General features: G+C 65.2%; 11 protein-coding genes. 1 reads left to right on the top strand and 10 read right to left on the bottom strand.

Going from position 1 to position 16,414, the window contains the following annotated elements; genetic code table 11:
• Window positions 1-96 precede the first annotated feature (96 nt).
• The 10 genes from trpA to C6570_RS13150 form a co-directional block, all read right to left on the bottom strand.
• Window positions 97-906, bottom strand: coding sequence for a tryptophan synthase subunit alpha (gene trpA / locus C6570_RS13200; RefSeq protein ID WP_106703630.1), 810 nt, complete (start codon window positions 904-906; stop codon window positions 97-99).
• A complete protein-coding gene (gene trpB / locus C6570_RS13195; RefSeq protein ID WP_106703629.1) occupies window positions 903-2,183 on the bottom strand; it encodes a tryptophan synthase subunit beta in 1,281 nt (426 codons plus the stop codon). Before trpB ends, trpA begins: the two co-directional genes overlap by 4 nt.
• A complete protein-coding gene (locus tag C6570_RS13190) occupies window positions 2,180-2,914 on the bottom strand; it encodes a phosphoribosylanthranilate isomerase (protein WP_106703628.1) in 735 nt (244 codons plus the stop codon). The genes trpB and C6570_RS13190 overlap by 4 nt, the downstream gene beginning before the upstream one ends.
• Window positions 2,911-3,693: a tRNA pseudouridine(38-40) synthase TruA gene (gene truA / locus C6570_RS13185; RefSeq protein WP_106703627.1), complete on the bottom strand. Its 783-nt coding sequence runs from the start codon at window positions 3,691-3,693 to the stop codon at window positions 2,911-2,913. The genes C6570_RS13190 and truA overlap by 4 nt, the downstream gene beginning before the upstream one ends.
• Window positions 3,694-3,842: 149 nt before the next feature.
• Window positions 3,843-6,560, bottom strand: a complete 2,718-nt coding sequence (locus tag C6570_RS13180; protein WP_245896192.1) for a motility hub landmark protein FimV — start codon at window positions 6,558-6,560, stop codon at window positions 3,843-3,845.
• Between the two features lie 188 nt (window positions 6,561-6,748).
• Window positions 6,749-7,885, bottom strand: a complete 1,137-nt coding sequence (gene asd / locus C6570_RS13175) for an aspartate-semialdehyde dehydrogenase (protein WP_106703626.1) — start codon at window positions 7,883-7,885, stop codon at window positions 6,749-6,751.
• A 345-nt stretch (window positions 7,886-8,230) separates the two neighbouring features.
• Window positions 8,231-10,495 (bottom strand): RNA polymerase sigma factor RpoD, encoded by a 2,265-nt coding sequence (gene rpoD, locus C6570_RS13165; RefSeq protein WP_106703624.1) that lies wholly within the window; start codon window positions 10,493-10,495, stop codon window positions 8,231-8,233.
• Between the two features lie 422 nt (window positions 10,496-10,917).
• Entirely contained in the window at window positions 10,918-12,777 is a 1,860-nt protein-coding gene (dnaG, locus tag C6570_RS13160; RefSeq protein ID WP_106703623.1) for a DNA primase, read from the bottom strand.
• A gap of 73 nt (window positions 12,778-12,850) precedes the next feature.
• Complete coding sequence (locus C6570_RS13155; protein WP_106703622.1) at window positions 12,851-13,321, bottom strand: Fur family transcriptional regulator; 471 nt, start codon at window positions 13,319-13,321, stop codon at window positions 12,851-12,853.
• Between the two features lie 13 nt (window positions 13,322-13,334).
• Window positions 13,335-14,372, bottom strand: coding sequence for a cytochrome-c peroxidase (locus C6570_RS13150; RefSeq protein WP_106703621.1), 1,038 nt, complete (start codon window positions 14,370-14,372; stop codon window positions 13,335-13,337).
• 247 nt (window positions 14,373-14,619) lie between these two features.
• Here C6570_RS13150 and C6570_RS13145 point away from each other — a divergent pair, with 247 nt between their 5' ends.
• Window positions 14,620-16,263: an acyl-CoA synthetase gene (locus C6570_RS13145; protein WP_106703620.1), complete on the top strand. Its 1,644-nt coding sequence runs from the start codon at window positions 14,620-14,622 to the stop codon at window positions 16,261-16,263.
• Window positions 16,264-16,414 lie beyond the last annotated feature (151 nt).

The raw sequence follows: 16,414 nt of genomic DNA, 5'->3' as shown, positions 1-16,414 counted from the left end.
AACGATCCGTCGAAAACACTGGGCCGCATTGTGCGCCAGCAACCGGAACAGGCCGAAACCTGTGGGTTCAATACCTGTGGGTTCAATATTCGCGCGTCAAGCATCCAACGCTGCCCGAATGGGCTGCAGGAAATCCGCCGCTGCCGCAACCACCTTCTCGTGCGGCTGCTCATCGATCACCTGGATCAGGCGGCTGCCGATGACCACAGCGTCGGCCACGCGGCCCACGGCGCGGGCGGTGTCCGCGTCGCGGATGCCAAAGCCCACGCCCACCGGAATCTTCACATGCTGGCGAATGCGGGGCAGCGTCGCCTCGACTTCAGCGGTGTTCAGCGCGCCAGAGCCCGTCACGCCGCGCAGCGACACGTAGTAGACGTAGCCGCTGGCCACATCGGCCACCTGCTGCATGCGCTGCTCGGTCGAGGTGGGCGCCAGCAGGAAGATCAGGTCCATGTCGCTGGCGCGCAGCTTCGCGGCAAATTCGGCGCATTCCTCGGGTGGGTAGTCGACGATCAGCACGCCATCCACGCCTGCGGCGGCCGCGTCGCGCACGAAGGCGTCGGCGCCGTGCTGCTGGTCGTAGCGCTCGACCGGGTTGGCGTAGCCCATCAGCACCACCGGCGTGGCGCTGTCGGTTGCGCGGAATTCGCGCACCATGGCCAGCACCTGGGCCAGGCCGATGCCCAGCGCCAAGGCGCGGTCACCTGCCTTTTGAATCACCGGGCCGTCGGCGCTGGGGTCGGAAAACGGCACGCCCAGCTCGATCACATCGGCACCTGCGGCGACCATGCCGTGCATCAGCGCGGGCGTGATGTCGGCATAGGGGAAGCCTGCAGTGACGTAAGGAATCAACGCCTTGCGGCCCTCGGCCTTCAGCTTGGCGAAGGTGGTGGCGATGCGGCTCATGCGCGCTCTCCTTGCGCGGGGGCGCCTTTGACGACATGGCCGCGCATCGAGGGGCGATCGTAAAAGTCGGCCCCGTCCAGGTCGGCGACCGTGCCAATGTCTTTGTCGCCGCGGCCAGACAGGCACACCAGGATGGATTGGTCTGGCCGCATGGTCGGCGCCAGCTTCATGGCATACGCCATCGCGTGGCTGGATTCCAGCGCAGGGATGATGCCCTCGGTGCGGCACAGGTGGTGGAATGCCGCCAGCGCTTCGGCGTCGGTGGCGCCCACGTACTCGGCGCGGCCAATGTCTTTGAGCCACGCATGTTCGGGGCCGACGCCGGGGTAATCCAGCCCCGCGCTGATGCTGTGCGTTTCGGTGATCTGGCCGTTGGCGTCCTGCAGGATGAAGGTGCGGTTGCCGTGCAGCACCCCGCTGCTGCCGCGCTGAAGGCTGGCCGAATGTTTGCCACTGTCCAGCCCCTCGCCGGCGGCCTCGACACCGATCAGGCGCGTGCCTTCGTAGGGGATGTAGGGGTAGAAGATGCCCATGGCGTTGCTGCCGCCGCCCACGCAGGCGACGACGGCATCGGGCTGCTCGCTGGCTGCTTTCTGGTCGGCCAGCATGGCGGGCATTTGCTCAAGGCATTCGCGGCCGATCACGCTCTGGAAGTCGCGCACCATCATCGGGTAGGGGTGCGGGCCCGCCACCGTGCCGATGATGTAGAAGGTGTTGTCCACATGGGCCACCCAGTCGCGCATGGCCTCGTTCAGCGCGTCTTTCAGCGTTTTGCTGCCGGATTCGACCGGCACCACGGTGGCGCCCAGCAGCTTCATGCGGTACACGTTGGGGCTTTGGCGCTTGACGTCTTCGCTGCCCATGTACACCACGCATTCCATGCCATAGCGCGCGCAGATGGTGGCTGTGGCCACGCCGTGCTGGCCCGCGCCGGTTTCGGCAATGATGCGCGGCTTGCCCATGCGCTTGGCCAGCATCGCTTGGCCGATCACGTTGTTGATCTTGTGGGCGCCGGTGTGGTTGAGGTCTTCGCGCTTGAGGTAGATCTGCGCGCCGCCCAACTCGCGGCTGGTGCGTGCCGCGTGGTAGACCGGGGACGGGCGGCCCACGTAGTGCGCCAGTTCGTACTGAAACTCGGCCAGAAAAGCCGGGTCGTGCTGGTAGCGCGCGTAGGCGTCCTTCAGCTCGTTGATGGCGTAGGTGAGGGTTTCTGAGACAAAGCTGCCGCCGTAGCGGCCAAAGTGCCCGCTGGCATCGGGCTGGTGATAGGTGGTCATGGAAGATAGGGATAGGCTGCGTCCGCTGCACGCACGGCAGCGACGAAGCGGTCAATTTTGTCGGCGTCTTTGATGCCCTTGAGCGGCTGGCCGTCAGGGCCATCGGCTTCGACGCCGGATGAAACGTCAACCGCGAGCGAGAGACCCCGCCCGCGCAGCGCGGCAATGCCTGCGCTCACATTTGCAGGTGTTAACCCACCAGCCAAAACGAGGTGAGCGGGTATGTTTGCTGGCAGCTGTGACCAATCGAATGTCCTTCCGCCTCCGCCGTAGCCCTGGACGTGCGCGTCCAGAAGCAGGGCCTGTGCCTGCGCGAAGTCGTGCGCAAATTCTAGCAAGTCGAACGGCGCGGCGCCGTCCGTCGGTAGGCGCGCCGCGCGCCAGAACGGGCGCTGCAGTCGGGCGGCCAGCGCGGCGCATTCCGCTGGCGATTCATCACCATGAAATTGAATGGTAGCGCCCGCCACCATTGCGCAAGCAGCTTCTATATTGATAGCATCCTCGTTCACGAACAGCAGCACCGGCGTGACCATGGGAGGCAACAGGCGCGCCAGTTGTGCGGCCCTGGCCGGTTCGACGTAGCGCGGACTCTTGGGATAGAGGTTGAATCCAATGGCGTCAGCGCCGGCGGCCACCACCGCGGCCACGTCGGCTTCACACGTCAGGCCGCAAATCTTGATGCGTGTGCGTGGGGCGGGGCGACTGCCCGTGGGCGAAGTATCAGCGGTCATGGCAGCCAATCATAGGCGGCGGTGCGCTCTGGCAACGCCCAGTGCGCGTCGTAAACCGGACCGAGAAAATACAGGCCGTCGGGCGAAAACGTAGGCGCGGCGGCATCGCGATCGCGCGCGGCCAGCACGTCGGCCATCCAGTCGGCCGGCTTGAGGCCCTGGCCGACCTGAATCAAGCAGCCCATCAGGTTGCGGATCATGTGGTGCAAGAAAGCGTTGGCCGCGAAATCAAACCGCCAATACGCGCCGCGCCGCTGAATGCCCACGTGCGTGAGGTGTTTGACGGGCGACAGCGCCTGGCAAGCCGAGGCGCGAAACGAGGTGAAATCGTGCTCACCCAACAAATGGGCTGCGGCGGCCAGCATCGCTTCGCCGTCCAGCGGCCGGAACGACCAGCCTACGCGGCCAGCATCGAGGGAGGGGCGCACGGGTGATTCACGAAGCAAATACGCGTAGCGGCGCCCCAGCGCACTGGCGCGGGCGTGGAAGGTGTCGGCAACGGGTTGCGCCCACTCTACCGCGATGTCGGCTGGCAAGAACCGGTTGGTGCCGCGTACCCAGGAGAACGGCTCGCGATCGATCTGCGAGTCGAAGTGCACAACCTGCATCAAGCCGTGCACGCCCGCGTCCGTTCGGCCCGCGCAAAGCGTGTGGATGGGTTCGGCCGCAAATTGAGCCAGGGCGCGCTCCAGCCGGTCTTGAACCGTCTGGCCCGATGGCTGGCTTTGCCAGCCTTGGTAGGCCGTGCCGAGGTAACTGATGCCAAGAGCGATGCGCACCGGGGAATTGTCGCTTAAGGAAGAAGTGAGGCCAGGCCAATGGCAAAAGACGCGAGCGGTCGGGGTCGCCAAAAAAGAAACGGCGCCCATGGGGCGCCGCTTGGGGCATGAGCGTCCGCGCAGTGCAAGGACGCTCGGGCCAGGCAGGATCAGCTGAGTTCGGCCAGGAAGCGCTCTGCGCGGGCGCGCATCGAGCCAGAAGACTCGGCAATCACTTCCTTCACCAGTGCGCGGGCGCCTTCGGTGTCGCCAATGGCGTGGAATTCTTGCGCCAGCGAGAGCTTGGTGCCTACGGGGTCTTCATCGGCATCGTCAGGCTGCTCGGTACGCAGTTCGCCGCCAGAGCGAGAATCCGGATCGACCGACAGGGCATCCATATCGAAATCGATCATGCCCGAGTTCCGGCCACCAGCAGGTGCGATCGGTGCAGCAGCGGTGCGAACAGGCGCGCTGGGCGCGGCTGAGTCGGGGCGCAGCTCGGAAGGTGGCGAGAAGTCCATGTCCAAATCGAGATCGACCGGGACGGCGGCGGTCGGCACTTCCGCTGCGGGGGCGGCGACCGGCGCCGGACGCACGGGTGCGGCTGCGGCAGGAGCGCTGGGGGTGCGGGCAGGCGCTGCCGCCGGCGCGCGCACCGGGGCGTCATCCAGGTCCAGGTTCAGATCCAGCGGAATGCCGGAGCTGGCGGCGCCTTTCTTGTCGATCAGCTGTGCGGTTTGGGGCTCGGTATCAGCGCCGAACGAGGGGCGAACCGGTACCGGCGCCGTTCGCGCCACAGGTGCGCCACCTGGTTTGTAGAGCGGATTGTCCGGATCGAGCTCGGCCCCCAGATTGGTGATCGAAACCCAGTCAGCGCCTTCACCGTTGGTCAGATGGTAGGCCTCGGTAGCGATGGCCTCCAGGGCGCGGGCATCGCGGCGCTTGGCGTAGATGGCGGCCAGATTCTTATGGATGGCGACGCGGCCCGGCTGGGTGCGCAGGGCTTCCTTGAGGATTTCCTCGGCTTGCATGTCGCGGCCATAGGCCAGGTAAACGTCGGCTTCGGCGACAGGGTCGACGTCGCCAGCGGCGTCCAACTGGCTGGGCGAGTAAGCCATGGAGGAAGCGCCACCACTGACAGGGCCAGCGTCCTTTGTGTTCACTCTTTGGCCGCCGCTGGCGCCGAAGAAGGAATCGGGCTGCAGGCGGCTTTCGATGAAAGCGCTGTCCAGCGGCGCCGCGTTCTTCTTGGCTTTGCGCGAGCGGTAAACGCCGAAGCCGATCAGGCCAAGCGCAGCAAGCACGCCGGCGGGAATCAGAGGGTTCTCGGCCAGAGTGTCCAGGAAGGACGGCTCTTCGACGGGAGCAGGTGCGGGTGCTGGCCGCTTGCGTGCCGCTGCAGCAGAGGCGGCAGACGCGCGAGCTGCTGCTTCCTGGGCGGCCGCAGCGGCTTCAGAAGCTGCATCGGATGCAGCGCTGGCAGCGGGCAGTGCGTCGGAAGCTGCCGACACTGCGGCACTGGCGGTCGACAAAGCCGCGCTGGCTGCGTCCGTGGCGGCGACAGCAGCAGCCGAGGCCGTTGCTGCAGCGGCGGAAGCTGCCGATGCCACTGGCGAAGCGCTGGGTGCCGGGGCGGCGACGGGCACGGAAATGCCGGGGGTGGCAGACCCGGTTGGCTTGCCAGTTGCGGGGCCAGAAGCCGCCTGCAGCTTGGCCAAGTCTTCGATGTTCTTGTTCAGTTCGGCGACACGTTCCGACTGCTCTTTGGCTTGGCGCGATTGCGCAACTTTGGATTCCGCGCCGCTTGGTGTTGCCCCTTTGGAAAGGGTGAGGCGATCTTGGGTGGGCGCCGGTGCGCGGCTGTCCTGAACCTGAGCTTGCACGCCACCCGAAGCGCTGCGGCCAACAGCCACCGTAGGGGTGGATTGAACGCGAGACGCCAGGCCACGTCGGAAGCCGCTGAAGTCTTTCGTCTGCGCGACGACAGCGCGGCGGGCATCGCGGCGGGACACTGCGGAGGCTTGCTCGGCCGTAGGCATGTTCAGCACTGCGCCGGCGCGCATGCGATTCACGTTGCCACCGACGAAAGCGTTGGGGTTGGCGCGCAGCATGGCGATCAGCATCTGGTCGAGCGAGACGCCTTGCGCGCCTGCGGCACTGGCGATGCCGTAAGCCGTATCGCCGCGCTGCACCGTCACTTGCCCACCGCCGCCGGACGCCTCAGACGCGGCGGGTGCGGGGGTAGGGTTGGCGCGACGCGAAGGACGCGCGGGCCGCTCGGCACGCTCTACCGGTGCGGATTCAGGGCGCGCCGGAGTGGTTTGCTGCGCCACGGGGGCTGGCGCGGTGACGACGGGGGCAGGTGCAGGCGGCGCCGAAGGGGCGGTGCGCGATTCGGTCACGGTGACCGGGGGCGGTGCGGCGCGGCCAGGGGGATCGACCAGCATGGTGTAGTCGCGAACCACACGGCCATTGGCCCAGTTCGCTTCAATCACCATGCCCAAGAAGGGCTCATTGATGGGCTTGTCACCCACGACGCGCAGGTAAGCCTGACCATTCGGGCGGCGGTGCAGGGTGACGCGGGCACCACTCAAGGATGCGCTGTACTCAACGCCGGCAGCGCGAAAAGCCTGCGGGCTGCCCATGCTGGCCTGCAGCGAAGAAGCCTCTTCCGAGGAAATCTGGGGCACTTCGATTTCGGCGCGCAGCGGCTCGCCCAGCGAAGACCGGACGGTGACAGCGCCCAGCGCCAAGGCCTGGGCGTCCAGGCTGGCGCCCAGCAACGCGAGGCCGGCGGCACTGGCCAGAAGGCCTTTTTTCCAGAACGGAGCGGTGCTTCCGTGGGGCAACGACGATCCCATCTGGATCAAGGCGGTCTTATTCTGCATAGCGGATAAATGGCAGGCGTAGCCTGGCCGAGACGAAATTGAAAATCGACATTAACATCAACAAATTAGGCTGACAAGCTGAGACACCGGTTAACTCTTCTCACAAGTTACCCCGGCGCCGAAAGCGTCGCCTGGATGTTGTCGGTTGGCAACGACGGGCGGCAGACAGCCGCCCGAGCGCAAGGGTATCAGGCCTCAAGCAGGATGCGCAGCATGCGGCGCAGCGGCTCGGCCGCCCCCCAGAGCAGTTGATCGCCGATGGTGAAGGCGCCCAGGTACTCCGGCCCCATGGCCAGCTTGCGGATCCTGCCCACAGGAATGGTCATCGTGCCGGTGACGGCCACCGGGGTCAGGTCGGCCAGGGTAGCTTCCTTGTTGTTCGGCACGACCTTCACCCAGTCGTTGTCTGCGGCGATCATGGCCTCGATCTCGTCCAGCGGCACGTCCTTCTTCAGTTTGAAGGTCAAGGCTTGGCTGTGGCAGCGCATGGCGCCTACGCGCACACAGAAGCCGTCCACTGGAATCGCGGCGCTTTCAAAGCCTTCGCCCAAGCCAAGGATCTTGTTCGTCTCGGCCATTCCTTTCCACTCTTCGCGGCTGACCCCGTTGCCCATGTCCTTATCGATCCACGGGATCAGCGAGCCGCCCAGCGGCACGCCGAAGTTGGCCGTTTCTTCGGCCGTGAGCGCGCGCTGCTTGGCGATGACTTTGCGGTCGATCTCGAGGATGGCGCTTTTGGGGTCCTGCAAAAGCGCCTTGACCTCGGCGTTGAGCGTGCCGAATTGGGTCAGCAGTTCGCGCATGTGTTGTGCGCCGCCGCCGCTGGCGGCTTGGTAGGTCTGCGTGCTCATCCATTCGACGAGGCCGGCCTTGTACAGCGCGCCAACGCCCATCAGCATGCAGCTGACGGTGCAGTTGCCGCCAATCCAATTGTTGCCGCCCTTGGCCATGGCCGACTGGATCACAGGCAGATTGACCGGATCCAGCACGATCACGGCGTCGCTGTTCATGCGCAATGTGCTGGCTGCGTCGATCCAGTGGCCTTTCCAGCCCGCTGCGCGCAGCTTGGGGAACACCTCAGACGTGTAATCGCCACCCTGGCAGGTCAGGATCACGTCGCACTTCTTCAGTGCGTCCAGATCGTGTGCATCCTTGAGGGTTTTATCATTCTTGGCCATTGCGGGGGCTGCACCGCCCGCGTTGCTGGTCGAAAAGAAGATGGGCTCGATCAGGCTGAAATCGTTCTCGGCCTCCATGCGATCCATGAGCACGGAACCGACCATCCCCCGCCAGCCGACGAGGCCTACGACGTTGCCAACTTTCATTTTCTTGCGCGCCTTTCAAACAAAGTTAATCTGTTTGACCCCTCCGGCTCGTCAGGAGCTCCGGGTAGGCGGGCGCACGACGAACCAGACTGGAGTCAGTCTTTCTTGGTGGTCGTGGTAATGCGTGAACGCAGCGCGGCCAGCGAACCGACGGAGGGCGTCGGAAGCGTGCGGTGGAAGCAGGCCAGGGCGTTCATGAATTCGGCATTGTAGCGGCCAACGCTGTTCGTTTTGCCGGCAACCCTGTGCGGAGCCCGCAAACTGTGGGCCCCAAACGACGCGCCGCCCGCCAACGCAATTCGGTGAAAGGCGTTGGCGGGCGGCGCTGCCGGGCGCGGAGGGCGCTCAGGTCGGGTCGATAAAGCTGCGCAGTTTGTCGCTGCGGCTCGGGTGCTTGAGCTTGCGCAGCGCCTTCGCTTCGATCTGGCGGATGCGTTCGCGCGTCACATCGAACTGCTTGCCGACTTCTTCCAGCGTGTGGTCGGTTGACATTTCAATGCCAAAGCGCATGCGCAGCACCTTGGCTTCGCGCGGGGTCAGCGAATCCAGGATGTCCTTGACCACGTCACGCAGGCCAGCCTGCATGGCCGCCTCGATAGGCGCCGTGTTGTTCGAGTCCTCGATGAAGTCGCCCAGGTGGCTGTCATCGTCGTCCCCGATCGGCGTTTCCATGGAGATCGGCTCTTTGGCGATCTTCATGATCTTGCGGATCTTGTCCTCGGGCATTTCCATCTTTTCAGACAGGATGCCTGCGTCGGGCTCGAAACCGAATTCCTGCAGATGCTGACGCGAAATGCGGTTCATCTTGTTGATCGTCTCGATCATGTGCACCGGAATGCGGATGGTGCGCGCCTGATCGGCGATTGAGCGGGTGATGGCCTGGCGAATCCACCACGTCGCGTAGGTCGAGAACTTGTAGCCGCGGCGATATTCGAACTTGTCCACCGCCTTCATCAGGCCGATGTTGCCCTCTTGAATCAAATCGAGGAACTGCAGGCCGCGGTTGGTGTACTTCTTGGCAATCGAGATCACCAGGCGCAGGTTGGCCTCGATCATCTCTTTCTTCGCGTCACGCGAGGCGGCTTCGCCTTCGTTCATGCGCTTGTTGATGTCTTTCAGCTCGTCCAGGGGCACCACGACTTGCGATTGCAGGTCGAGCAGCTTTTGCTGCAGATCTTGCACGGGCGGGATGTTGCGCTCCATTACCGTGCTCCAGGGCTTGCCGGCAGCGGCCTGCTTTTCCACCCACTTCAGGTCCAGCAGGTAAGAGCGCACCTTGTTGCCATTGCGGTCACGGCCAGAGAAATCGGCGATGAACTGCTCTTGCGGATAGCCGCATTTGTCCACCACGATGCGGCGCAGCTCGCGCTCGTACTTGCGAACGTCGTCCACGCGGCTGCGCAGCATGTCGCACAGCTTTTCAATGGTTTTGGCGGTAAAACGGATCGTCATCAGACGCTCCGACAGCGCGGCCTGGGCCTTCACGTAATTGGGCGAACCCCAGCCTTCCTTGTCGTAGGCCTTGTGCACCTTCTCGAACAGACCGGCGATCTCGTCAAAGCGCTCCAGCGCCTGGTTCTTCAGCGCTTCGAGCAGCTTGGTCATGGCCTTGGAGCCGCCCTTGCCGTCGTCGTCGTCCTCTTCGTCGTATTCGTCGAAGTCTTCTTCGGCCACGTAGTCGTCGTTTTCGTCGGCGTCGGCAAAGCCGTCCACCACGGTGTTGATGACGACCTTGCCTTCACGAATCTCCTCGGCCATGCGCAGGATTTCCGCGATGGTGGATGGGCTGGCGCTGATCGCCTCCATCATGGCCATCAGGCCACCTTCGATGCGCTTGGCGATTTCAATTTCGCCTTCGCGCGTCAGCAGTTCGACGGTGCCCATCTCGCGCATGTACATGCGCACGGGGTCGGTCGTTCGGCCGAATTCGCTGTCCACGGTAGACAGCGCGGCTTCGGCCGCTTCCTCGGCTTCTTCTTCGCTGGAGCCGGACGGTGCGTTGTCCGTGATGATCAGCGCTTCGGCGTCGGGCGTCTGCTCGTACACCGCCACGCCCAAGTCGTTCAGCGTGGCGATCACGGCTTCGAGCGTTTCCGCGTCGAACAGCTTGTCGGGCAAGTGGTCGGAAATCTCGACGTGGGTCAGGTAGCCGCGCGTCTTGCCCAGCTTCAGCAGGGTTTTCAGGTTGGAGCGGCGGGCGCTCATTTCCTCTTCGGACAGGATGGTTTCATCCAGGCCGAATTCCTTCATCAAGGCGCGTTCTTTCGCCTTGCTGATCTTCATGCGCAAGGGTTTCGGCTTTTCGGCACCGGCTTCGGGTGCTGCCACCACCACTTCGGGCTCGCCCTGCAGATCGTCTTCGATGTCCGCCATGTCCGCGTCGTCGGCCGAAGCCTTGCCGGGCCGGCCGCGCTTAGCGGGGGCCGATTTTTCAGCAGCGGCTTTTGCCGGGCGACCGGCCTTTTTGGCGGGCGCAGCGGCAGCGGAGGCGGTTTTCTTTGCGGCGGGCTTGGCCGCTTTTTTCAACAACTCGTCTGCCTGGGCGGTCAGCGACTTGCTGGAAACGGTTTTGGCGGCAACCTTGGCGGCGGGCTTGGGACTGTTGGGCATGAATCAACCTTGCAATGGGTGCGCGATGGCGCCGCGCGGCCTATGCAGGCAGCCGCGGAGCTTCAAGGGCGCAACAAACGGACAACGGAACTGCGCGCTGCAAACTGGCTTGGCCTTGTGACAAGGCAGGTCGGCTGCAGGCACTCCGTCAGGGCAAGGGGAGGGCGATCATTTGGGGTGCAGTCCTTGCGGTATGTTGGCCATCCCTTGGGTAAGGTAGGGCGCGCTTGACGTAGGCGCGCTGGCCGGGCCGGAGGTGCTGCTGTCGCTCTTGCCGGTGACAAGCCTTTAATTATAGCGTCGCAGCCTGGTTTCAAGGGCGCTGGACACACTTTGGTGTCGCCCGAGCAGCGCTGGATTGCGCCGCGGCTCTTCTGGACCTGGTCAAAGGCCAAGCACACCTACCAGGCCGATCAGGGTGGTCAATCGACCGATTCCCTCGGCTGAGGGCGCTTCAGCGCAGCCAGCTCGCGCGTCAGCGACTGGTACAGCGGCGCGTCGCCGGCGGCCAGCGCGGCGTCCATGCCGCGCTTGATCTGCGCCTCATGTTCTTGCCGCAGGATGTCGCGCAGGTCGGTGGCGCTGGCTTCGATGCCTTCGTACTGCTCCACCATCACCTGCTGCGCCACGCTGGCGTAGGGCTGCTCGACCACCGCCTCGCGCAGCGCCGCCCAGGGCTGCGGCCCGTGGTCCAGCATTTGTCCGGACAGCCATACGAAAAGCGGCCCGTGGGGCGCTGGCAGGTCGCACAGCATGGCTTGCTCAACCTGGCTGATCTGGTCCCACAGCGCGGGCTCGGTCAGCACGATTTGCAGTGCGCGGCTGGCGCGCGAGCCGGGTTGGGCTCGCACGGGGCGCCCCGCCTGACGGCCTTCGCGCGCTTCAGGCCTTTGTGAAGAAAACTGCGGTTTGCGCCCATCCGGCTTGCGCTGGTAGCTCCTGTTTTCAGAGCGTTCGCCACCCATGCGACGTGCGCCAGGGCGCTGCAGGCCCCAAAGCTGCTCCAGCTCGTGCGTGCCCAGCTGCACTTGCGCCGCAATCTCACTCAGCAGCTGCTGCGCCAGTGCGCCAGCGGGCAGCGCCTGCCACAGCGGGCGCGCGTTGGCCGCGAAGTGCGACCGCCCCTCGGCACTGGCCATGTCGCAGCCTTCGGTGGCGGCCTCCAGCATGAAGCGCGACAGCGGGGTGGCTTGGCGCACGGCTTCGCCAAACGCCTCGGCGCCCTCGGCGCGGATGAAGCTGTCCGGGTCGTGCTCGGGTGGGAGAAACAGAAACTTGATGCTGCGCGTGTCGGTGGCCATGGCCAGCGCGGCGTCGAGTGCCTTGCGCGCGGCGCGTCGCCCGGCCGCGTCGCCGTCAAAACTGAACACCACGCTGTCGGTGAAGCGAAACAGCTTTTGCACATGCTCGGGCGTGCAGGCCGTGCCTAGCGTGGCCACGGCGTTGCCAAAACCCAGCTGCGCCAGGGCCACCACGTCCATGTAGCCCTCGGTGACCAGCGCGTAGCCGTGTTCGCGCAAGGCGCTGCGCGCTTCAAACAGCCCGTACAGCTCGCGGCCCTTGTGGAACACCGGGGTTTCGGGCGAATTGAGGTACTTGGGCTTCTCGTCGCCCAGCACGCGCCCGCCAAAGCCGATCACGTCGCCCTTGACGCTGCGAATGGGGAACATCACCCGGTCACGAAAACGGTCGTAGCGCTTGCCGTCGTCGTCTTCGCCGGTGATGACCAGGCCGCTTTCATCGAGCAGCGGGTCGGCGTAGTCGGGGAACACGCTGGCCAGGGCGCGCCAGCCTTCGGGGGCGTAGCCCAGCCCGAACTGCTTGGCGATTTGCCCCGACAGGCCTCGCTGCTTGAGGTACGCGACCGCCTTGGGTGAGTGCTTCAGGTGGTCGCGGTAGGCGTCGGCCGCGCGCTGCAGCACGCTGGTCAGCGTGGCGCGCTGGGCGGTTTCTTGTGCGGCGCGTTCGCGCTCGGCGGGGCTGCGTTCGTCCTCGGGCACCTGCATGCCGTACTGCTGGGCCAGATCGTGCACCACTTCGACAAAGCCGGCGCCGGTGTGGTCCATCAGAAAACCGATGGCGTTGCCGTTCTTGCCGCAACCAAAGCAGTGATAGAACTGTTTCGACGGGCTGACGGTGAACGAGGGCGATTTTTCGCTGTGAAACGGGCACAGCCCCGAGAAATTCGCGCCGGTTTTCTTCAGCTGCACATAGCGGCCGACGATTTCCACCACGTCGGCGCGCGCCAGAAGTTCCTGAATGAAATGTTGCGGGATGGCCACGGGTCGATTGTGACGGATGGGCGGTGCGCGCGGGACGCGCTGGCGCGCCATGGCCCTTCAGCGCGGGGCGTTTTCAGGTGCGGCGCGCCCGCAGCATCAGTTGCACGTCTTCGATCTGCAGGCCGGCGGGCAGTTTGTCCAGCCCGTCCACGCGCAGCGCGACTTCGGGCGGCAGATCGTGCGCCTGGCCGCTGTCCAGGTCGATCCAGTGCGGGTGCAGCGTGGGATTGCTGTCGTACACCACGGCGCCAGTGCCGGTGTGCAGCTCGCGCAGCAAGCCTGCCTGCGCGAACTGAGCCAGCGTGGCGTAGACGGTGGCGCGCGAAATCGGCGCCCGGCTGTCGGCGTCAGGCGCTTTGTTTTTGATAGCTGCTGGCGCACTGCTGGCAGGCTCCAGAAGCAGTTTAAGCACCTCATCTGCGGTGAGGTGCGTGGGGCGCGTCAGCATCACCTGCGCCACCGCCAGGCGCTGGCGCGTGGGCTGCAGGCCTGCATTGCGCAGGCGCTGCACCATGGCCAGATCAGGCGGTGGGCGCTGTGCCATGGTCGCGCTGCGCTTACTTCTTGCCCGGCACGACGATCGGCGCGAAGGGGTCGGGGCGCGGGGTGGCGTCGCTCGACACCGGCAGGATCGGCAGCGTGATCTTCGGCTGGTCGCCCGTCAGCGTTTTCAGGAAGGCCACGATCTGGGCGTTTTCCTCTTTCGAGTACACGCGCCCCAACTGCAGCCGGCCCATGATGTCCACCGCCTCGGTCAGTGTTTTGGCCGCGCCGTCGTGGAAGTACGGGTAGGTCAGCTCAACGTTGCGCAGCGTGGGCACCTTGAAGGTGAAGCGGTCAATGGCGTTGCCGGTGACGGCAGAGCGGCCCTCAGCCGGGTGGTTGGTCTTGTACTCCTCCACCACGCCCATCTTCATGAACATGGTGCCACCCACGGCCGGGCCGTTGTGGCAGGCCACGCAGCCGGACGACTTGAACAGCTGGTAGCCCTTCAGTTCAACATCGGTGATGGCTTTCTTGTCGCCCTTGAGCCATTGGTCAAACCGCGAATTGGGCGTGACCAGCGTGGCTTCGAACGCGGCCAGGGCGTCGGTCACCTGCTGGATGTCGATCGCGTCGACCTTGTAGACGCTCTTGAATTCCTTCACGTAGCCGGGAATGGACTGCAGCGTGGCCACGGCCGCGTCGTGCGTGGAGGCCATCTCGATCGGGTTGGCGATGGGGCCACCAGCCTGGGCGGCCAAGTCCTTGGCGCGGCCGTCCCAGAACTGGGCGATGCTCAGGCCCGAGTTCAACACCGTGGGCGAATTGATGCCGCCTTTTTGCCAACGGTCACCAATCGAGGCGGCGACGTTGTCGCTGCCGCCCATGCTGAGGTTGTGGCACGAGTTGCAAGAGATAAAGCCCGAGCGCGACAGCCGGGGGTCGAACCACAGCTTCTTGCCCAGTTCGACCTTGGCCGGATCGGTCACCTTGGCGGGCTGCAGCGGCTGGATGGGTTCGTCGTTGGCGGACTGCACCGGCAAGGACAAGCCCATGATCAACGCGGCAGCGGCCAGGCCAAGTGTGGTGGGAAGAAATGGCTTGCGTTTCATCGTGAACCTCTCTAGTTGTGAACCCCTCGTCTGGACGCTGTCCAGCCTTTGTAAGAATTGTGTCAAGAGTGGTTGCGGTAGGCTTTGCGGTGGGTCTACGCCGGGTGTTACTGACGCTATATGCGCTATAGACGCTTGGGACGCCATGTCAGGCCGGTGTGGGCGTCGCTGGCTATGATGGAATGAGCCGTACAAACACGAAGGCGCCCGAGCGCCGCCCCCTGCCCGAACGACGGAGGAGAATCCCGTGGCCAGCATCTACGACACCGACCTGCCGCGCACCCCCGCCAACTACGCGCCGATGACGCCGCTGGTCTTCATCCAGCGCACCGCGGAGGTCTATCCCAACCACCTGGCCATCGTGCATGGCGCGCTGCGCCGCAGCTGGGCCGAGACGTACGCGCGCACCCGCCAGCTGGCCAGCGCGCTGCAAAAGGCCGGTATCCGCAAGAACGACACCGTGGCCGTCATGCTGCCCAACACGCCGCCGATGGTGGAGGCGCATTTCGGTGTGCCGATGGCCGGTGCGGTGCTCAATACCCTGAACACCCGGCTCGACCCGGAGGCGGTGGCCTTTATGTTGGACCATGGTGAGGCCAAGGCCCTGATCGTCGACCCGGAATTCGCCAGCATCGTCAAGAAGGCGCTGCCGCTGCGCCAGTCCAAGGCGCCGCTGCTGGTGATCGACGTGGAAGACGCGCTGTACGGCGAAGGCGAGAAGCTGGGCAGCACCACCTACGACGCGTTTGTCGCCACCGGCGACCCCGACTTCGAATGGCACCTGCCCGCTGATGAGTGGGACGCCATCGCGCTGAACTACACCAGCGGCACCACGGGCAACCCCAAGGGCGTGGTCTACCACCACCGGGGCGCGGCCACCAACGCCGTCAGCAACGTGCTGGAATGGGACATGCCCAAGCACGCGGTGTATCTGTGGACGCTGCCCATGTTCCACTGCAATGGCTGGTGCTTTCCGTGGACGGTGGCCGCGCGCGCGGGCGTCAACGTGTGCTTGCGCCGCGTGGAGGCCAAAGCCATCTTCGACGCCATCCGCCAGCACGGCGTCACGCACTACTGCGGCGCGCCCATCGTGCACGGCTTGCTGGTCAACGCGCCGGCCGAGTTGAAGGAAGGCGTGCCGCGCGGCGTGAAATGCATGGTGGCCGGTGCAGCGCCACCGGCTTCGATGATCGAAGGCATGGAAGAAATGGGGTTCGATCTGACCCACGTGTACGGCCTGACCGAGGTGTACGGCCCCGCCACCGTGTGCGCCAAGCAAGACAGCTGGGCCGCGCTGGACATTGGCGAGCGCGCGCGACTGAACGCGCGCCAGGGCGTGCGCTATCACCTGCAGCGCGACGCCCGCGTGATCAACCCCGAGACGATGCAGCCCGTGCCGATGGACGGAGAAACCATGGGCGAAATCATGTTCCGCGGCAACATCGCGATGAAGGGCTACCTGAAGAACCCCAAGGCGACGGACGAGGCCTTCGCCGGCGGCTGGTTCCACAGCGGCGACCTGGCCGTGCAGTACCCCGACGGCTACATCAAGATCAAGGACCGCAGCAAGGACATCATCATCTCGGGCGGCGAAAACATTTCGTCCATCGAGGTGGAAGACGTGCTGTACCGCCACCCGGCGGTCATGGCGGCGGCCGTGGTGGCCAAGCCCGACCCGAAGTGGGGCGAAACGCCGTGCGCGTTTGTGGAGCTCAAGCCCGGCGCCGAAGTGACCGCCGCCGACATCGTGGCGCACTGCAAGCAGCACCTGGCCGGCTTCAAGGTGCCGCGCGCCATCGTCTTTGGCGAGCTGCCCAAGACCAGCACCGGCAAGATCCAGAAGTTCGAGCTGCGCAAGCAGGCCGGCTCGGCCGAAGCCATCGACGTGTGATCGTCGGCGCGGTGGCCTGAGGGCGCTGCGGCACGTCCGCGCAGCGCCCGGGCGCACCGCCGCTGGCCACCGTGCGCTTGGCGGCGCGGCCAGTGATTCATGCACTTGCGGCCGTGCGGCCATCCTTCTTCACCGCTTTGGCGCCACGCCG

This window comes from Ottowia oryzae (assembly GCF_003008535.1).
GTDB classification, from domain to species: Bacteria; Pseudomonadota; Gammaproteobacteria; order Burkholderiales; family Burkholderiaceae_C; genus Ottowia; species Ottowia oryzae.
Note: the sequence above shows the minus strand (reverse complement) of the source record. Positions and strands in the feature narration are given on the sequence as shown.